Origin of the sequence: Clostridium phoceensis, assembly GCF_001244495.1 — a bacterium.
In the GTDB taxonomy this organism is placed as follows: Bacteria; Bacillota; Clostridia; order Oscillospirales; family Oscillospiraceae; genus Lawsonibacter; species Lawsonibacter asaccharolyticus.
Genome location: NZ_LN866274.1, coordinates 1,636,441 through 1,653,209, shown reverse-complemented (window position 1 = coordinate 1,653,209; position 16,769 = coordinate 1,636,441). Strand labels below are relative to the sequence as shown.

Genomic DNA, 16,769 nt, shown 5'->3' with positions numbered 1-16,769 from the left:
AGGAGGAACAACACATATGTTACAGCTTGTCCTAACAGTGATCATCTTCATGATCATTGTCATCCCAATCGGGAACTATCTGTATCATATTGCTTCCGGCCAGCGCACCTTCGCCGATCCGGTGTTCGACCGGGTGGACGGCGGGATCTTCAAGGTGTGCGGCATTCATCCCGACAAGGGCATGAACTGGAAGCAGTATGCGCTGGCTCTTCTGCTGACCAACGCCGTGATGGTGTTTGTCGGCTATCTGGTCCTGAGAATTCAGTTTCTTCCCATCTTCAACCCCAACGGCATCGGCGCGATGGAGGAGACCCTGTCCTTCAACACGATCATCTCCTTCATGACCAACACCAACTTACAGCACTACTCCGGTGAGTCCGGCCTGTCCTATCTCAGCCAGATGCTGGTCATCACTTACATGATGTTCGTGTCCGCCGCCACTGGCTACGCCGCCTGCATCGCCTTTGTCCGCGGACTGGCTGGCAAGAGCAAGGACAACGTGGGCAACTTCTATGCTGATTTGGTCAAGGTGACCACCCGCGTTCTGATCCCTCTTTCCATCATCGGCGGCATGCTCCTGATCTGGCAGGGCGTCCCCCAGAATTTCGATCCCAACGTGACGGTGACCACCATTGAGGGGACTCAGCAGGATATCGCCATGGGCCCCGTGGCCGCGCTGGAGATCATCAAGCACATCGGCACCAACGGCGGCGGCTTCCTGGGTGCCAACTCCTCTACTCCCATTGAGAACCCCACCATCATCAGCGATCTGGTGGAGCTCTACTCCATGATGATCCTGCCCGGCGCCTGCGTGATCATGTTCGGCAAGATGGTCAAAGACCGCCGCCGTAAGACCGCCAGCTCCAGTGAGCACAGCGCCACCACCCAGGATCTGGTCAAGACCAGCGAACTGGTGAGCAAGCCCAGCTTCACCGCGAAGCTCTACGGCTCCGAGGGCCGCACCATCTTCTTCGCCATGGGCATCATCTTCCTCATCGGCCTGAGTGTCTGCTACTGGTCTGAGAGCCAGGGCAACCCGGCCTTGGCCAAACTGGGGCTGGATCAGTCCATGGGCAGCATGGAGGGCAAGGAAGTCCGCTTCGGTATTGCCCAGTCCGCCATGTTCACCACCACTACCACCTCTTTTACTACCGGCACGGTCAACAACATGCATGATACTCTGACTCCCCTGGGCGGCATGATTCCCCTGCTGCACATGATGCTCAATGTGGTGTTCGGCGGCAAGGGCGTGGGCCTGATGAACATGATCATGTATGCTATTCTCGGCGTGTTCATCTTTGGCCTGATGATCGGCCGTACCCCGGAGTACCTGGGCAAGAAGATCGAGGGCCGGGAGATGAAGCTCACCGCTCTGTGCATCATTATCCACCCCTTCCTGATCCTGGCCTTCTCTGCCTTGGCGGTCTCTACCGAAGGCGGTCTGGCCGGCATCACCAACCCCGGCTTCCATGGCCTGTCCCAGGTCCTGTATGAGTACGCCTCTTCCGCTGCCAACAACGGTTCCGGCTTCGAGGGTCTGGCGGACAACTCCTACTTCTGGAACATCACCGCCGGTCTGGCCATGTTCTTCGGCCGCTATCTGTCCATCGTGATCCAGCTGGCCATTGCCGGTTCCCTGATGCGCAAGCAGTTCGTCAACGATTCCATTGGCACTCTGCGGACCGACAGCGCCACCTTCACCATCGGCCTGGTGTGCGTTGTTTACATCTTCGCTGCGCTGACCTTCTTCCCGGCGCTGGCGCTGGGCCCCATTGCAGAGCATCTGACTCTGTGGGCTTAAGGAGGGCTTTTGAACCATGAGTAAAAAGCAGAATACAAAATTTATCACCCCTGATATCCTGAAGGGTGCGGTGAAGGGTGCGTTTATCAAGCTGAACCCCCGCTACATGATGAAAAACCCGGTCATGTTCGTAGTGGAGATCGGATTCTTCATCACCCTGCTGCTCTCCTTCGTACCAGGTTTGTTCGGCGATGCCAATGCCGAGCAGCTGCGGATCTATGATATCATTGTCTGTGCGATCCTATTTGTCACTGTTCTGTTTGCCAACTTCGCGGAGGCCGTGGCTGAAGGCCGGGGCAAGGCCCAGGCGGCCTCTCTGAAAAAGACCCAGAAGGATACCCAGGCACACCTGCTCCACGAGGATGGCACTCAGACCATCGTCTCCTCCAGCGAGCTGAAGAAGGGCGATGTGGTCCTGGTCAGCGCCGGCGAGATCATTCCCAACGACGGCGAGGTCATTGAGGGCATCGCCTCGGTGGATGAGTCCGCCATCACCGGCGAGTCCGCCCCCGTGGTCCGTGAGAGCGGCGGCGACTTCTGCTCCGTCACCGGCGGCACCACCGTTGTGTCTGACTGGCTGAAGATCCGCATCACCTCTGAGCCGGGCAACAGCTTTCTGGACCGCATGATCGCTCTGGTAGAGGGTGCCTCCCGGAAGAAAACCCCCAACGAGATCGCTCTGAACACCCTTCTGGTGTCCCTGACCATCATCTTCCTGATCGTGGTGGTCACCATGTATCCCTTTGCGGTGTACAACAATGTTCAGATCCCCATCTCCACTTTGATTGCCCTGCTGGTCTGCCTGATCCCTACTACCATCGGCGGCCTGCTGTCCGCCATCGGTATCGCCGGCATGGACCGTGTCACCCGCTTCAATGTCATCGCCATGTCCGGTAAGGCGGTGGAAGCCTGCGGCGACGTGGACACTATGATCCTGGACAAGACGGGCACGATCACTTACGGCAACCGCCTGGCTGCTGATTTTTACCCCGTGGGCGGCGCCAGCAAGGAGGAGCTGATCCGCTGCGCGGTCCTCACCTCCCTGCGGGACGGCACTCCCGAGGGCAAGTCCACTGTAGAGCTGGGCCGTAAGCTGGGCTGCCAGGTGGAGGACGATCCCAAGTCCAGCTTCATTGAGTTCTCGGCGCAGACCCGCATGAGCGGTGTGGATCTCCCCGACGGCACCATCATCCGCAAAGGCGCGGCCGACGCCATCGAGAAGTACGTCACCGCCCAGGGCGGCAAAATTCCTGCCGAACTGCGCAAACGGGTGGACGAAGTCTCCTCTCTGGGCGGCACCCCCCTGACTGTTTGTGAAGGCAGCCGCATTCTGGGTGTCATCTATCTGAAGGATACCGTAAAGCCCGGCATGGTGGAACGCTTTGAGCGCCTGCGCGCCATCGGGATCAAGACCATCATGTGCACCGGCGACAACCCCCTGACTGCTGCCACCATCGCCAAGGAGGCCGGCGTGGACGGCTTCATTGCGGAGTGTAAGCCTGAGGACAAGATCACCGTCATCAAGCAGGAACAGGCCGAGGGCAAGATCGTCGCTATGACCGGCGACGGCACCAACGACGCCCCCGCTCTGGCCCAGGCCAACGTAGGTCTGGCGATGAACTCCGGCACCACCGCCGCCAAGGAAGCTGCCAATATGGTGGATCTGGATTCCGACCCCACCAAGATCCTGGAGGTGGTGGAGATCGGCAAACAGCTGCTGATCACCCGCGGATCTCTGACCACATTCTCCATTGCCAACGACATCGCCAAGTACTTCGCCATCATCCCGGCCATGTTCATGCTGGCCATTCCTGAGATGGGCGTGTTGAACATCATGGGACTGGCCTCGCCCACCAGCGCGATCCTGTCCGCTCTGATCTTCAACGCCATCATCATCCCCTGCCTGATCCCTCTGGCCATGAAAGGCGTCAAGTACCGTCCCATGTCCTCCAGCAAAATGCTGGTCCGTAACCTGATGATCTACGGCGTCGGCGGTATCATCACTCCCTTTGTCGGCATCAAGATCATCGACCTGATCATCAGTCCTCTGCTGGAAATGATCGGCTTCATCGGCTTCTAAGGAGGTTCTTCAATATGAGTACAAGCAAAGGCTCTGCGGCGGGCAGCATCCGCCAGGCAGTAGTGACCACTCTGGTCCTGCTGCTGATCTGCGGATTCCTCTTTCCTGTCCTGATGACCGGCCTGGGCAGCCTTATCTTCCCCTCACAGGCAGGAGGCAACTTGATCTATGTGGACGGTCAGCCGGTAGGCTCCCGCTTTGTGGGTCAGGAGTTCACCGATCCCCGGTTTATGAGGGGACGTCCCTCCCAGTACCACTACAATACCTACTATGTGGGTGAGGATGGCGTGAGCTACTACAATGACGGCAGCGAGTACGCCGGCCTGAGCTCTGGCTCCGCTAACTATGCCAACAGCAATCCCGCCCTGGCGGAGCGCGTGGAGGGCGACATCAACAATTTCCTGTCCGGCCACCCCAGCCTGACCGTAGGGGACATCCCCGGCGATCTGCTGACCGCCTCCGGCTCCGGCCTGGACCCCCACATCAGCCCCGCCTCTGCGGCGGTCCAGATCCCCGCGCTCGCTGAGAATACCGGTCTGAGCGAGGAGCGCCTGGAAGAGATCGTGGAAGCCAACACCACCCACAAGGTGCTGGGCATCTTCGGCGAGGAGGCTGTCAATGTTCTAGGCGTCAATCTGGCCATCGCCCAGGAGCTGGGCCTCATCGGCGAGGTCAGCAAATAACGAAGTACTCTGAGACAGGCGAGCTCTGCCGGCATCCACCCGGCCGGGGCTCGCCTGCCCGGGTATCAAAAGCTTGACAGCCTGCCTCTGCATACGCTGCAAATAGGAAGGAAAAAGGAGGAACATGACATGCTGTACCCCTATCAGACTGCGGAAGAACACCGCGCCCCGTTGCAGGAGCGCGCTCTGCTCCGTCAGCCGGCGGGACTTTTGGCACTGGAGCTGGTCTGCACCATCAACGATCTTTTTACTGCGGCCCCCTCTCTGCTGTATCAGGAGGGGACAAAAGGTCTCCTCCTGCTCTACCGGGACTCTGCATGTGATACCAGCTACCTGGAGGAGGAGTGCCGTGAGCTGATGGCCTGTCTCTCCTCCCATTGGGAGACCGCTCTGTATGGCACCGCCCCCGGCGGCGAGACCGGGGAGCTCACCTTCCATCTGGAGGAGGGGAACAGAATTCTCTGCCGTACCCGCTGTGTGTCGGGCAGGCCCTTTGACCAGCTCTCCGGCCTCTGTGTAAAGCTGGAGGCGGATTCGTCAGAACATGCAGCCCGCCTCAGAGATGTGCTCGGCCAGATCCGCTATAACGCCCGCTGCTGTGCTGTGGACCGCCGTGCCGGAGCTTTTCTGGACGAAAATGAGATTCTGGAGGATCAGGACGGTAGTCTGTACCGCTACCTCACCCTGGAGGGAGACCCCAGCCCCATCGACTATCTCCAGGCCCTCTCTTTAGAGCAGAAGCAGCATCTCTGGCGCATTTTTCTTCGGGACGGCGAACAGCCCATGGAGTTTGCCTGGCTCCACGAGTTTGCCCAGGAGGGAGCGGGATTCTGCATGATGGAGTGGGAGCTCACCCTTCAGCAGGTGCTGGATGAGCTGGAATTCCAAATCATCAACCAGCCGGGGCAGTTTTATATCCTGGACCCCTCCGGAAAACAGATCACTTTTGACTTTATCCGGGGCGGCCCTGCGGAAAAGGTATTTCTGAAGATCCTGTTTCCTGTTGTGATCCCTCACGGGAGGTGAGATGGTCTTGGAAGAACATCGACCAACTCCGGAAGAAATTCTGAAAAAAATTCGAATGATCGACCCCGACGAAACGCGGGTCCGGCAGGGCAGGCTCAAGATCTTTTTCGGCTATGCGGCTGGCGTGGGGAAAACCTATGCCATGCTGGAGATGGCCCACCAGATGAAAGATATGGGCGTGGACGTAGTGGCCGGGTATATTGAGCCCCATATCAGACCCGCCACCATGAAACTGGTGGAAGGTCTGGAGTGCCTTCCTCCCCTGGTCGTATCCTACAAGGGCATCACCCTGCGGGAATTCGATCTGGACGCCGCTCTGGCCCGCAAGCCCCAGCTCATCCTGGTAGATGAGCTGGCCCATTCCAATGCACAGGGTTGCCGCCATGTCAAGCGCTATCAGGACATTGAAGAGCTGCTGCGCGCCGGGATCGATGTGTACACCACCGTCAATGTTCAGCATCTGGAGAGCCTAAACGACCTCGTTTCCAGCTTGACCGGTGTAACGGTCAACGAGCGGATCCCAGACTGGGTATTTGACTCCGCCGACCAAGTCGAGGTGGTGGATGTGGAGCCGGACGACCTGATCGCCCGGCTCGAGGAGGGCAAGGTCTACCGGGCCGCCCAGGCTCAGCAAGCCCTGGGCCACTTCTTTTCCAAGCAGAACCTTGCCGCTTTGCGGGAGATCGCTCTGCGCCGGACCGCTGACCGCCTCAACCGCACCGCCCGAAAGCAACATCCGGAGGGCTTTCTCAACCCCAGCGACCATATCCTGGTCTGTCTGTCCAGCGCCCCCTCCAATGCAAAAGTCATCCGTACCGCCGCCCGAATGGCCGAGGCCTTTCAAGGAGATTTTACCGCTCTCTTCGTGGAGACTCCGGATACCAGGGAGCTCAGCGGTGAAAATCGGAAGCGCCTGAGGACCAATCTGAAGCTGGCGGAAGATCTGGGGGCGCGGATCGCCACAGTATATGGTGATGACCCCGCCGCCCAGATCGCAGACTACAGCAGGACCAGCGGCGTGACCAAAATCGTGCTCGGCCGCACCAACCACCGCCGGCGGCGCGGCTGGTGGAACAAGAAAGCCCTGGTAGACCGGCTCACCGAGCTGGCACCAAATCTGGATGTCTACATTATCCCGGACCGACAGCCTGCCTACCGCCCCAAATGGAAGATAGCCCCCTCGGAGCTCTCCTTCTCCTGGAAAGACACCGGAAAAATGCTGGGCATTTTGGCCGCAGCCACCCTTCTGGGGGAGCTGTTTTCCCGTCTGGGCTTCGGAGAGACCAATATTGTCACCGTCTATATTCTGGGGGTGCTTCTCACCGCCACCTGGACAGAGGGCCGCCTCTATGGCATTCTCTCCTCGTTGCTCAGTGTGCTTACCTTCAACTTTTTCTTTACGGAGCCCTATTTCAGCTTGGATGCTCATCCCAGCTATGTGATCACCTTTTTTATCATGTTCCTCTCCAGCTTTCTTACCAGCTCTCTGACCATCCGGATCAAGACGCAGGCCAGGATGGCGGTACAGAAAAACTACAGCACCGAGGTCCTTTTGGAGGCCACCCAGCTGCTCCAGCAGGCATCTGGCGAACATGAGGTGCTCGCCATCGCGGTCTCTCAGCTTGGAAAGCTGCTCGACAGGCCGATCCTCTACTACCCCATGGACCCGGACGGCCAGCTGATGCAGGCCCGCATTTATCCGGAAACAGAGTCCAATCTCCTCTCCCGCTATACGGGTGGGCAGGAGAAGGCGGTGGCCGACTGGGTGTGTAAAAACAACAAGCACGCCGGGGCAGGGACCCACACCCTGCCCAATTCCAGATGCCTTTACCTGGCAGTACGAAGCCATGGCGGGCCTCAGGCTGTTGTAGGCATCCCCTGCGATGACTATCCTCTCCCCGAGGCATTTGAGCAGAATCTGATCCGCGGGATCCTGAATCAGGCCGGCATCGTCCTGGAACAGCGCCTGTCTGACCTCCGGCGAGCGGATACACCGTCCCAGGGGGACAGCCTCTAGACAAGCGTCAGAATCATCAAAATACGACCGCATGACGCCGTGGCGCCATGCGGTCGTATTTTGCCGTCCCGCTCTCCACCTCATCCCCGGACAGGGACACACGCAGAGGGAGAAGTTTTTTATTTTGTCACAGTTCCGAAAACACTGGAAGCAGGGAGCTTTTGTGGGAACTCCCCTCCGCTGCGGACCAACAGAACTCCGGGGCCGGACCGGCCTCCCTGCCGCGTTCGGTATCGCTTGTCAGACATGCAGGAATCTCTGGATGTCCCGGTCATCCCCCAGGATCAGCAGGGTCTCATCCGACTGAAAGGTGTGATTGGGGCCTGGGAGGGGCTCCAGTGTGCCGCTGCGCTTGATGGCCAGAATGTTGATGCGGTACTTCTGCCTCACCGCCAGCTGGACCACAGTCCTTCCTACCCAGGATTCCGGCACCGCCGTCTCATAGATGGAATGGTCCGGTGTCAGCTTGATGTAGTCAAACACATGGTCAGAGCTGTACCGGACCGCGGCCCAAGAGGCCGTCTGCTTCTCCGGATAGATCACATCGTCCGCACCGTTGCGCAGCAGGAATTTGGCGTGGACGTCCCGGGCAGCCCGGGAGAGCACAAAAGGAGCGCCGTATTCCTTGAGCAGAGCGGTGGTCTCCAGGGAGCTCTGAAAGTCATCTCCAATCGCTACCACGCACAGGTCAAAGTTACTGACCCCCAGAGATGCAATGAACTGCTCACTGGTGCTGTCCCCGATCTGTGCGTTGGTCACAAAGGGCAGGGCGTCGTTGATCCGCTCTTCATTCCGGTCCACCGCCATTACCTCATGGTGCAGTTCCCGGAGCTTCTGGGCCATATGGCGGCCGAACCGTCCCAGCCCGATCAAAAGCACTGACTTCATGATTTGTTCCTCTCCGATCTCATCCTATGGTGACCCGCTCCTGGGGGAATTGGGACAGCTCCGGTGCGCCTTTGGCCGTGACCGCATAGATCATGGTCAGGCCGCCCACACGCCCGAAATACATCAAAAAAATCAGGATCATCCTGGACGCCCCGGAGAGCTCCGGCGTGATCCCAAGCGACAGGCCAACGGTACCAATGGCGGACGCCGCCTCAAACAGCGCCGCCATCAGGGGTACGCCATCTATGCAGCAGATCAGGATGCCCCCTGTCAGGAACAGGAGCAGATAAAGCAGGAAGATGGCAGAGGCGTTTCGGATCGACTCATCTGCGATGCGCCTTCCAAAGCACTGGGGCCGCTCCTTATGGCGGAAAACTGCCCGGATCCCCAGCAGCATCACCGCCAGCGTAGTGGTTTTGAAGCCGCCTGCTGTGGAACCCGGTGAACCGCCCACCAGCATCAGCAGGATGATCAGCAGCTGGGCGGGCTGGCTCAGGCCAGTCAGATCCACTGTGTTGAAGCCTGCGGTGCGCGGTGTCACGGACTGAAAAAACGCGGCGTTGATCCGCTCCCACAGGGACATGTCCACCCACTGCCCCTGTTCGAACTCATACAGCAGAAAGAACAGGAGCCCTGTCAGGATCAGGGCCAGCGTGGTGGTCAGGATCAGCTTGCTCTGCAGCCGGTAGCGTCGAAAGTGGAGCTTGTGCTCCCTGATGTCATTCCAGGTGAGGAAGCCGACGCCGCCAATTATGATCAGAAAAGCGATCACATTGCTCACCAAAGGATCGCCTACGTAGTCTGTGAGGGAAGAAAACGGGGAGTTTACTCCCATAAGATCAAAGCCCGCATTGCAGAACGCGGACACTGAGTGAAACACCGCGTACCAAAGTCCTCTTCCAAGACCAAATTGCGGGCAGAACCGCAGGGCCAGAAGCAGGGCCCCGACCCCTTCGATCAAAAAGGCGGTTTTTAGGATAAACCCCGTCATCCGCACGATGCCGCCCACCTGAGGGGCGGAAATGGACTCCTGCATCACCCACCGTTGCTTCAACCCGATCCGTTTGCCCGCAAACATGAAAATCGCCACCGCGATGGTGACCACTCCCATTCCGCCCACCTGGATCAGCAGAAGAATGACCAGCTGCCCAAAGGGTGACCAGTAAAGCGCCGTATCGTGGAGCACCAGTCCGGTCACACAGGTGGCGGAAGTGGCGGTGAACAGCGCATCCCCAAATGAGGCCCCTCCGGGCTCCTGGGTGGAAAAGGGCAGCATCAGCAGCACTGCCCCAGTAAAGATCAGCAGCAGGAATCCTAAAATAATGATTTGTGCCGGTGTGACACGGTCATGTTTGAAAGACGGCACAGAATCCCCCCGCAGCATGCATCATGCTCCTGTTCCCTTCTGATATGTTCCTATGCGGCTGTTCATCCAGGGCCCGGCTGTCCGCAGGGCGGGCAGCCGGGCCACGCGCTGTCCCGCATTTATTTTTTATTATATCACATCGGACATTAGCGCCAGATTAAGAGAATTTTCCGTGCATAAATACTGTATTAATAAAGATTCCTTAATGTAATCTTTACACCCCGTCAAAAATGCCAATGTTATGCTGATACCACCTGTGTTATACTATAATATACAAACGACCCAAGCAAGAGACGAGGTGATACCTTGCGTTCTGATCCTCAGCCCCGCCCTGACGGGCTGACTCCTGGGGACCACACTTTGGAACAGGAGTCCTCCGGCCGACTGAAGATCTTTTTTGGCTACGCCGCCGGAGTGGGGAAGACCTACGCTATGCTGGACGCCGCCCTCCGCGCAAAAGAGGCGGGCACGGACGTTGTGCTGGGCTTTCTGGCACCCGCCGCCTATCCTGATACCCTGGCACTGGCCGGAGGATTGGAACGGCTCCCGCCCCTCATCCCTCCCGGTGGAGGGCAGGGCGAATTTGACCTGGACGGCGCCCTCCGCCGCCGTCCCCAGCTGATCCTAGTGGATGAGCTGGCCCACTCCAACAATAAGGGAGCCCGCCACGCCAAGCGCTACCAGGATATTGCCGAGCTGCTTCGCGCGGGCATTGACGTCTATTCCACCATGGATGTGCAGCAGCTGGAAAGCCTGAGCGATGTGGTCTCCTCCATCACCGGCTTCTCCGCCCCGGAACGCGTCCCGGACCAGGTCTTTGACTCTGCTGACCAGGTGGAGATCGTCGATCTGGAGCCCTCCGACCTTCTGGCGCGCCTGCGGGCCGGGACCATCGGCGGAGGGGAAGGGCACCTTTTGACCGAGCAGACCTTGGCCGCCCTGCGGGAGCTCTCCCTGCGCAGGACCGCTGACCGCCTGGAGCGGAAGCCCTCCGGTGGGGACAGATATCCCCCCAGGGCCCGGGAACACATTCTCATCTGCCTGTCCGGCTCTCCCTCCAACGAGAAGGTCATCCGCACTGCTGCCAGGATGGCAGAGGCATTTCACGGCGCCTTTACCGCGCTTTTCGTGGAGACTCCTTCCTTTCAGGGCCAGAGCGACAAGGGACGCCGGCAGCTACGGAACAATCTGCATCTTGCAGAGGAGCTGGGCGCCCGGATCAGCACGGTCTACGGGGATGACCCCGCCATTCAGATCGCGGAATACGCTAAAGTCAGCGGGATCTCCAAGATCGTGCTGGGCCGCAGTCCCCAGAAACGCGGCCCCCTCCTGGGCGCCAAGAGTCTGATGGACCGTCTGGGAGAGCTGGCTCCTGACCTGGATATCTACATCATCCCGGACCAGGTCCAGCGGCCCGCCCGCCACTCCTGGCAGCCCTATCTTCTCCAGGAGCGCTTCTCCGTCCGGGATCTTTTCAAGGCCCTCCTGATCCTGGCTGCCTGCACCGCCGTGGGCTTTCTCTTCCAGCGAGCGGACTTTTCCACTGAAAATGTGATCATGGTCTATATCTTGGGCGTCCTCACCATCTCCATGGCCACCACGGGGCACAGCTACAGCCTGCTGGCATCCCTGTGCTCCGTCTTCATCTTCAATTACTTTTTTACCTACCCCTATTTTACTTTGATGAGCGACCCCAGCTATATCGCCACCTTTGCCGTCATGCTGACCGTAGCACTGCTGGGCAGCTCTCTTACCACCCGTGTCAAACGGCAGGCCATCCAGAGCGCCCAAAAGGCATACCGCACTGAGATCCTGCTGGAGACCAGCCAGAAGCTCCAGAAGGCGGAGGGGAGCCGGGAGATCCTGGCGGTCACGGCCACCCAGTTGAAAAAGCTGCTGGAGCGGGACGTCCTGATCTATTCCGCCGACGAGGACGGACTGGAGCAGGAGGCCATGCTGTTCCCTGTTTCCAAAGGCGGGGATATGTCTGCATATCTCACTTCCTCAGAGCGGGCGGTGGCGGAGTGGGTCTGGAACAACAACAAGCACGCCGGCGCTACCACCCACACCCTTCCCAGCTCCAAATGCCTCTACATTGCGGTCCGCGGCTCTGACAAGGTGCTGGCGGTGGTTGGCATTGCCATCCCCAATGCTCAGAAGGTGGACTCCTTTGAAAAAAATCTGACAGTAGCCATCCTGGACGAGTGCGGACTGGCGCTGGAAAAGGAGCTGACGGCGCGCGCCAAGCAGCAGATCGAGGAGCTGGCCCATCAGGAGACCCTGCGCGCCAATCTGCTGCGGGCCATCTCCCACGACCTGCGCACCCCACTGACCAGTATATCCGGGAACGCCGGCATCCTGATGGAGAACGGGGCCGTGCTGGATGAGGAGAAGCGGCGCTACCTGTACCGCTCCATCTACGATGACTCTATGTGGCTCATCAACCTGGTGGAAAATCTGCTCTCCCTCACCCGGATGGGCAACGGCTCTGTTTCTCTGAACATCCGCCCGGAGCTTCTGGATGAGGTCTTTCATGAAGCCCTGTCCCATCTGGACCGCAATGCGGAGCAGCACCATATCTCTGTAGAACTGGAGGACGATTTGTTGATGGCGGATATGGACGCCCGGCTCATCGTCCAGGTGGTCATCAATCTGGTCAACAACGCCATCAAGTACACCCCTGCCGGTTCCCACATCTCCTTGTCCGCTGTCCGGGCCGGTCCTTTTGTGCAGGTCGAGGTCTCCGATGACGGTCCAGGTATTGCGGACAGCGCCAAGCAGAAAATATTTGATATGTTTTATACCGCGGACAACTCCCGCGGAGATGGCCGGCGGGGGCTGGGCCTGGGGCTCTCCCTGTGCAGGTCCATCATCACCGCTCACGGCGGTGAGATATCAGTTCAGGATCATCAGCCCCACGGGTCAGTATTTCGTTTCACCCTGAGGGCCTCGGAGGTAAAAATGTATGAATAAGCCGCACATTCTTATGGTAGAAGACGACGCAGCGGTGGGAAACCTCATCGCCACCACTCTGGAGACCCAGAACTATCAGTTCCATCGGGCCAAGACAGGGGCCAGTGCTCTGGTGGACGCCCTCTCTTACCGCCCGGACGTCATGCTGCTGGACCTGGGCCTGCCCGACATGGACGGGGTAGACATCATCAAAAAGGTCCGCACCTGGAGCAACCTGCCCATCATCGTCATCTCCGCCCGGAGCGAGGACAGCGACAAGGTGGCCGCGCTGGACGCCGGCGCCGATGACTATCTGACTAAACCTTTCTCCGTGGACGAGCTCCTGGCCCGGCTCCGGGTCGCCCTGCGCCGGGTCCGCTATGACAGCCAGAAGGTAAGTGAGGAAGCCAGCCTCTACGAGAACGGGAACCTGAAGATTGACTATGCTGCCGGCTGTGCCTATCGAGATGGGGTGGAGATCCATCTCACCCCCATCGAGTACAAGTTGCTCTGCCTTTTGGCCCGAAATACCGGGAAGGTCCTCACCCACAATTTTATCCTCAACGAGATTTGGGGCAGCTCCGCCTTTTCGGATACCCCCTCTCTCCGCGTCTTCATGGCCACTCTGCGCAAAAAGCTGGAGGTGGACCCCAGCCACCCCCAGTATATCCAGACCCACATCGGCGTGGGCTACCGCATGATCCGCCAGAAGCAGGAGGACGAGGCCTGACCTCTGCACCTGCGTCCCTGACTGTCCGTTCCCTGCGTCTTGCAGGGGGCGGGCAGTCTTTTTCTTCCCAGCGGGCGGTGGGTCCCTGCCTGAACTAACACACTCTTAATTCCAGAGGCAGAATCCTAGGGTCACATTAACTGAAATTCTGTTACGATACCGCCATAACAAAGAAGGGATCGTGAGACACGCTTATGATTGAGTTTCAAAATGTGTCTATGGCGTACAAAGATAGGCCCGTTCTGAACCACGTGGATCTTACCATTCAGGACAGTGAATTTTTTGTTCTCATCGGCTCCAGCGGCTGTGGAAAAACCACTCTTCTCAAGAGCATCAACAAGCTGCTCAATGTGCAGAAGGGCAAGCTGCTCATCAATGGGACGCCGGTGGACCGCATCAAAACAAATCAGCTGCCCAACCTGGTGGGCTATGTCGTTCAGGCCGGCGGCCTCTTCCCCCATCTGACCGTGGAGGAAAATATTACGCTGGTCATGCGCATCGCCGGCTACCCCAGCGAGCGGATCTCTGAGCGGGTGACTGAGATGCTCCGAATGGTCGATCTGGACCCGGACACCTACCGCAACCAATACCCCTCTCAGCTGTCCGGCGGGCAGCAGCAGCGCGTGGGAGTAGCCCGGGCCTTTGCGGTGGACCCCCCCATCGTTCTGATGGATGAGCCCTTCTCCGCTCTGGATCCCATGACCCGGGCCGAGCTGCAGGACGAGATCCATACGCTCCAGAAAAAAACAAAAAAGACTGTCGTATTCGTCACCCACGACATGGACGAGGCGATCAAGCTGGCCGACCGCATCTGCATTATCCAGGAAGGGCACATCGTCCAGTGCGACACCCCGGAGCGGATCCTGAAAGCTCCCGCCAATCAGTATGTCACGGACTTTATTGGTGCCAACCGTCTGTGGGCCAACCCCGAGTATATCCGGGCCCGGGACATTATGCGCCGCCGTCCCATCACCATCTCCAGGGGGCGGACCGTGCTCCAGGCTCTGCAGATCATGCGCCAGAGCGGCGTGGACAGCCTGCTGGTGGTAGACGGCCGGGACCGTCTGCTGGGGGTCCTCTGGCTGGAGGAGCTGATGTCGGAGAAAGACGGCTCTGGCTCCGCCGAGACCTACCTCTCCGATGACTACGTCGCGGTGGAGGGGGATACCACTCTCAAAGAGATCATCTCCACCATCGACTACGATGTGTCCGGCATTATACCCGTGATCGAGCACGACCGGACTCTTGTGGGATTTTTGACCAAGAGCAGTCTGCTGGCCACTATGAGCAGGCAGTTCGTCCCTGAGCATACTGCGGGAGAAAGGAGCGGAGTTATATGGGCAGCAGCAGCGCATTGATAGAGTCCCCCGCATCGTGGTGGGACAGTCTGGCGGAGAATTTCCTTCCCTATCTGACGATCTATGCAGAGGAGTGGGACAGTCTGGTGGAGGAATTCCTGCGCCACCTGGCCATGACCTGCTTCGCCGTGGTTCTGGCCCTCATCATTGCCGTCCCCCTGGGTATCTTCATCACCAGAAGCAAAAAGGTCTCCAGCGTGGTCATCGGCATCGCCAATGTGATGCAGTCCATCCCCTGTATGGCCCTGCTTGCCATGGGGATCCCCTTTCTGGGCGTCGGTGAGACACTGGCTATCTTCATGGTGTTTGTCTATGCGTTCCTCCCCATTCTGAAAAACACCTACACCGGGATCTCCAGCATCTCTCCTGTCTCCCTCGAGGTGGCACGGGGCATCGGACTGACCCGCATGCAGCAGCTGGGCCGAGTGGAGCTGCCCATGGCCACGCCCTATATCATGTCCGGCATCCGTATCGCTGCCGTGGGTGCGGTAGGCACCATGACCATCGCCGCTTTCGCCGGAGCCAACGGACTGGGCTGGTTCATTATGCTGGGTATGAACTCCCTCAATTATCCTATGACTGTCATGGGGGCGGTCGCCTCCGCTGTGATGGCCCTCACTCTGGATTACCTCCTGGGCCGCGTGGAACGGGCCCTCACCAGCGAGGGGCTGCTGCCTCAGGACCAGATCAAAAACCTCAGCAAAGCTGTCCGGACCCGCCGCAAGGCAGTGGCAGGCGGGCTGTGCTTTGCCCTGGTCGCTGTCTCCGCGGCATCCTATGCCGCCATCATTGCCTGAGCCTATCTGGGCTGATCTCTTGATTTTAAAATTCAAAATAAGAAAAAGGAGTTTCTTGCGTCATGAAAAACCTGAAAAAAATCACCTGCGCTCTCACAGCGGCTGCGCTGTCCCTCTCCCTTGCCGCCTGCGGCTCTTCCGGCAGCGGAAGCGGGTCTGTTTCTTCTGCCCCCTCCAGTACCGGAAGCGGCGACAAGACCATCGTGGTAGGCACCTCCAACTTTACTGAGGTCAATATTCTGGGTGAGCTCTATACCGAGCTGATCGAGGCCAACACCGATTACACGGTGGATCAGCGCTTCGGTCTGGCCGGGGCCGCCGTCTGCTTTGACGCCTTGGAACAGGGAAGCATCGATATGTTCGTGGAGTACACCGGGACCGCCCTGATGAATCTGCTGGCCCAGCCCATGAATACCGATAAAGACGTAGTTTGGCAGACTGTCAGCGATATGATGATGAAAGACCACAACATCTATACCTCCGCTCCTCTGGGCTTCAATAACACCTATGTGATGAGCGTCAAGCCCGAGACCGCCGAGGCCTATGGCCTGACCACTCTGTCTGATCTGATCGAGAAGTCCCCTGAGCTTCGGCTGGGATGCACCGTAGAGTTTATCCAGCGCGAGGACTGTCTGCCTCTTCTGGAAAGCCAGTACAACGCCGAGTTCAAGGATGTCACCGGACTGGATGCCAGCCTGCGCTACACTGCCATTGAAAACGACGAGGTGGACGTGGTGGACGCCTTTGCCACAGATGCTCTGCTCTCCAAGCTGGGGCTGACCACTCTGGAGGACGACCTGGGCTTCTTCCCCCCCTACTACGCTGTAAACTTCGTAAATGCCGATCTGATCCAGTCTGATCCCGCTCTGGCCGAGGTCCTCTCCAAGCTGGACGGTGCCATTGACGAGGCTACCATGGCTGCCATGAACGCTCAGGTAGATGTGGACGGCATGAGCGCCAAGGAGGTCGCCCATCAGTTCCTGGTGGACAACGGCCTGATTCCCGCCTGATCGTCCGCTTTCCTACAGATTTGCTCCCGGAATATCCCTTTGGGGTATTCCGGGACCATTT

General features: G+C 58.8%; 12 protein-coding genes. 10 read left to right on the top strand and 2 right to left on the bottom strand.

Going from position 1 to position 16,769, the window contains the following annotated elements:
- The first annotated feature begins 16 nt into the window (after positions 1-16).
- The 5 genes from BN1969_RS08745 (at position 17) to BN1969_RS08725 (ending at position 7,607) form a co-directional block, all read left to right on the top strand.
- A complete protein-coding gene (locus BN1969_RS08745) occupies positions 17-1,801 on the top strand; it encodes a potassium-transporting ATPase subunit KdpA (protein WP_050623955.1) in 1,785 nt (594 codons plus the stop codon).
- Positions 1,802-1,817: 16 nt separating this feature from the next.
- Complete coding sequence (gene kdpB, locus BN1969_RS08740; protein WP_050623954.1) at positions 1,818-3,881, top strand: potassium-transporting ATPase subunit KdpB; 2,064 nt, start codon at positions 1,818-1,820, stop codon at positions 3,879-3,881.
- Between the two features lie 14 nt (positions 3,882-3,895).
- Positions 3,896-4,564 carry a potassium-transporting ATPase subunit KdpC gene (kdpC, locus tag BN1969_RS08735; protein ID WP_050623953.1) on the top strand — a complete coding sequence of 223 codons (669 nt, stop codon included), beginning with the start codon at positions 3,896-3,898 and terminating at the stop codon, positions 4,562-4,564.
- Between the two features lie 129 nt (positions 4,565-4,693).
- Complete coding sequence (locus BN1969_RS08730) at positions 4,694-5,590, top strand: hypothetical protein (RefSeq protein WP_050623952.1); 897 nt, start codon at positions 4,694-4,696, stop codon at positions 5,588-5,590.
- 7 nt (positions 5,591-5,597) lie between these two features.
- On the top strand, positions 5,598-7,607 hold the full coding sequence (locus BN1969_RS08725) for a DUF4118 domain-containing protein (protein ID WP_082203664.1): 2,010 nt from the start codon (positions 5,598-5,600) through the stop codon (positions 7,605-7,607).
- Between the two features lie 240 nt (positions 7,608-7,847).
- Here BN1969_RS08725 and BN1969_RS08720 read toward each other — a convergent pair whose 3' ends face one another.
- Both BN1969_RS08720 and BN1969_RS08715 read right to left on the bottom strand, forming a co-directional pair.
- Positions 7,848-8,495: a potassium channel family protein gene (locus tag BN1969_RS08720; RefSeq protein ID WP_050623950.1), complete on the bottom strand. Its 648-nt coding sequence runs from the start codon at positions 8,493-8,495 to the stop codon at positions 7,848-7,850.
- Positions 8,496-8,514: 19 nt separating this feature from the next.
- Positions 8,515-9,879, bottom strand: a complete 1,365-nt coding sequence (locus BN1969_RS08715) for a TrkH family potassium uptake protein (protein ID WP_050623949.1) — start codon at positions 9,877-9,879, stop codon at positions 8,515-8,517.
- A gap of 288 nt (positions 9,880-10,167) precedes the next feature.
- Here BN1969_RS08715 and BN1969_RS08710 point away from each other — a divergent pair, with 288 nt between their 5' ends.
- The 5 genes from BN1969_RS08710 (at position 10,168) to BN1969_RS08690 (ending at position 16,708) form a co-directional block, all read left to right on the top strand.
- Positions 10,168-12,834, top strand: coding sequence for an ATP-binding protein (locus BN1969_RS08710; RefSeq protein WP_050623948.1), 2,667 nt, complete (start codon positions 10,168-10,170; stop codon positions 12,832-12,834).
- Positions 12,827-13,543 carry a response regulator gene (locus BN1969_RS08705; protein ID WP_050623947.1) on the top strand — a complete coding sequence of 239 codons (717 nt, stop codon included), beginning with the start codon at positions 12,827-12,829 and terminating at the stop codon, positions 13,541-13,543. Before BN1969_RS08710 ends, BN1969_RS08705 begins: the two co-directional genes overlap by 8 nt.
- A 194-nt stretch (positions 13,544-13,737) precedes the next feature.
- Positions 13,738-14,901: a betaine/proline/choline family ABC transporter ATP-binding protein gene (locus BN1969_RS08700; protein WP_050623946.1), complete on the top strand. Its 1,164-nt coding sequence runs from the start codon at positions 13,738-13,740 to the stop codon at positions 14,899-14,901.
- A complete protein-coding gene (locus BN1969_RS08695; RefSeq protein ID WP_082203552.1) occupies positions 14,880-15,698 on the top strand; it encodes an ABC transporter permease in 819 nt (272 codons plus the stop codon). Before BN1969_RS08700 ends, BN1969_RS08695 begins: the two co-directional genes overlap by 22 nt.
- Before the next feature lie 62 nt (positions 15,699-15,760).
- Positions 15,761-16,708: a glycine betaine ABC transporter substrate-binding protein gene (locus BN1969_RS08690; protein ID WP_050623945.1), complete on the top strand. Its 948-nt coding sequence runs from the start codon at positions 15,761-15,763 to the stop codon at positions 16,706-16,708.
- Positions 16,709-16,769 lie beyond the last annotated feature (61 nt).

Coding starts and splice junctions, on each gene's coding strand:
- BN1969_RS08745 (WP_050623955.1), top strand. CDS start 17: ATGTTACAGCTTGTCCTAACAGTGATCATCTTCATGATCATTGTCATC.
- kdpB (WP_050623954.1), top strand. CDS start 1,818: ATGAGTAAAAAGCAGAATACAAAATTTATCACCCCTGATATCCTGAAG.
- kdpC (WP_050623953.1), top strand. CDS start 3,896: ATGAGTACAAGCAAAGGCTCTGCGGCGGGCAGCATCCGCCAGGCAGTA.
- BN1969_RS08730 (WP_050623952.1), top strand. CDS start 4,694: ATGCTGTACCCCTATCAGACTGCGGAAGAACACCGCGCCCCGTTGCAG.
- BN1969_RS08720 (WP_050623950.1), bottom strand. CDS start 8,495: ATGAAGTCAGTGCTTTTGATCGGGCTGGGACGGTTCGGCCGCCATATG.
- BN1969_RS08715 (WP_050623949.1), bottom strand. CDS start 9,879: ATGCTGCGGGGGGATTCTGTGCCGTCTTTCAAACATGACCGTGTCACA.
- BN1969_RS08705 (WP_050623947.1), top strand. CDS start 12,827: ATGAATAAGCCGCACATTCTTATGGTAGAAGACGACGCAGCGGTGGGA.
- BN1969_RS08700 (WP_050623946.1), top strand. CDS start 13,738: ATGATTGAGTTTCAAAATGTGTCTATGGCGTACAAAGATAGGCCCGTT.
- BN1969_RS08695 (WP_082203552.1), top strand. CDS start 14,880: ATGGGCAGCAGCAGCGCATTGATAGAGTCCCCCGCATCGTGGTGGGAC.
- BN1969_RS08690 (WP_050623945.1), top strand. CDS start 15,761: ATGAAAAACCTGAAAAAAATCACCTGCGCTCTCACAGCGGCTGCGCTG.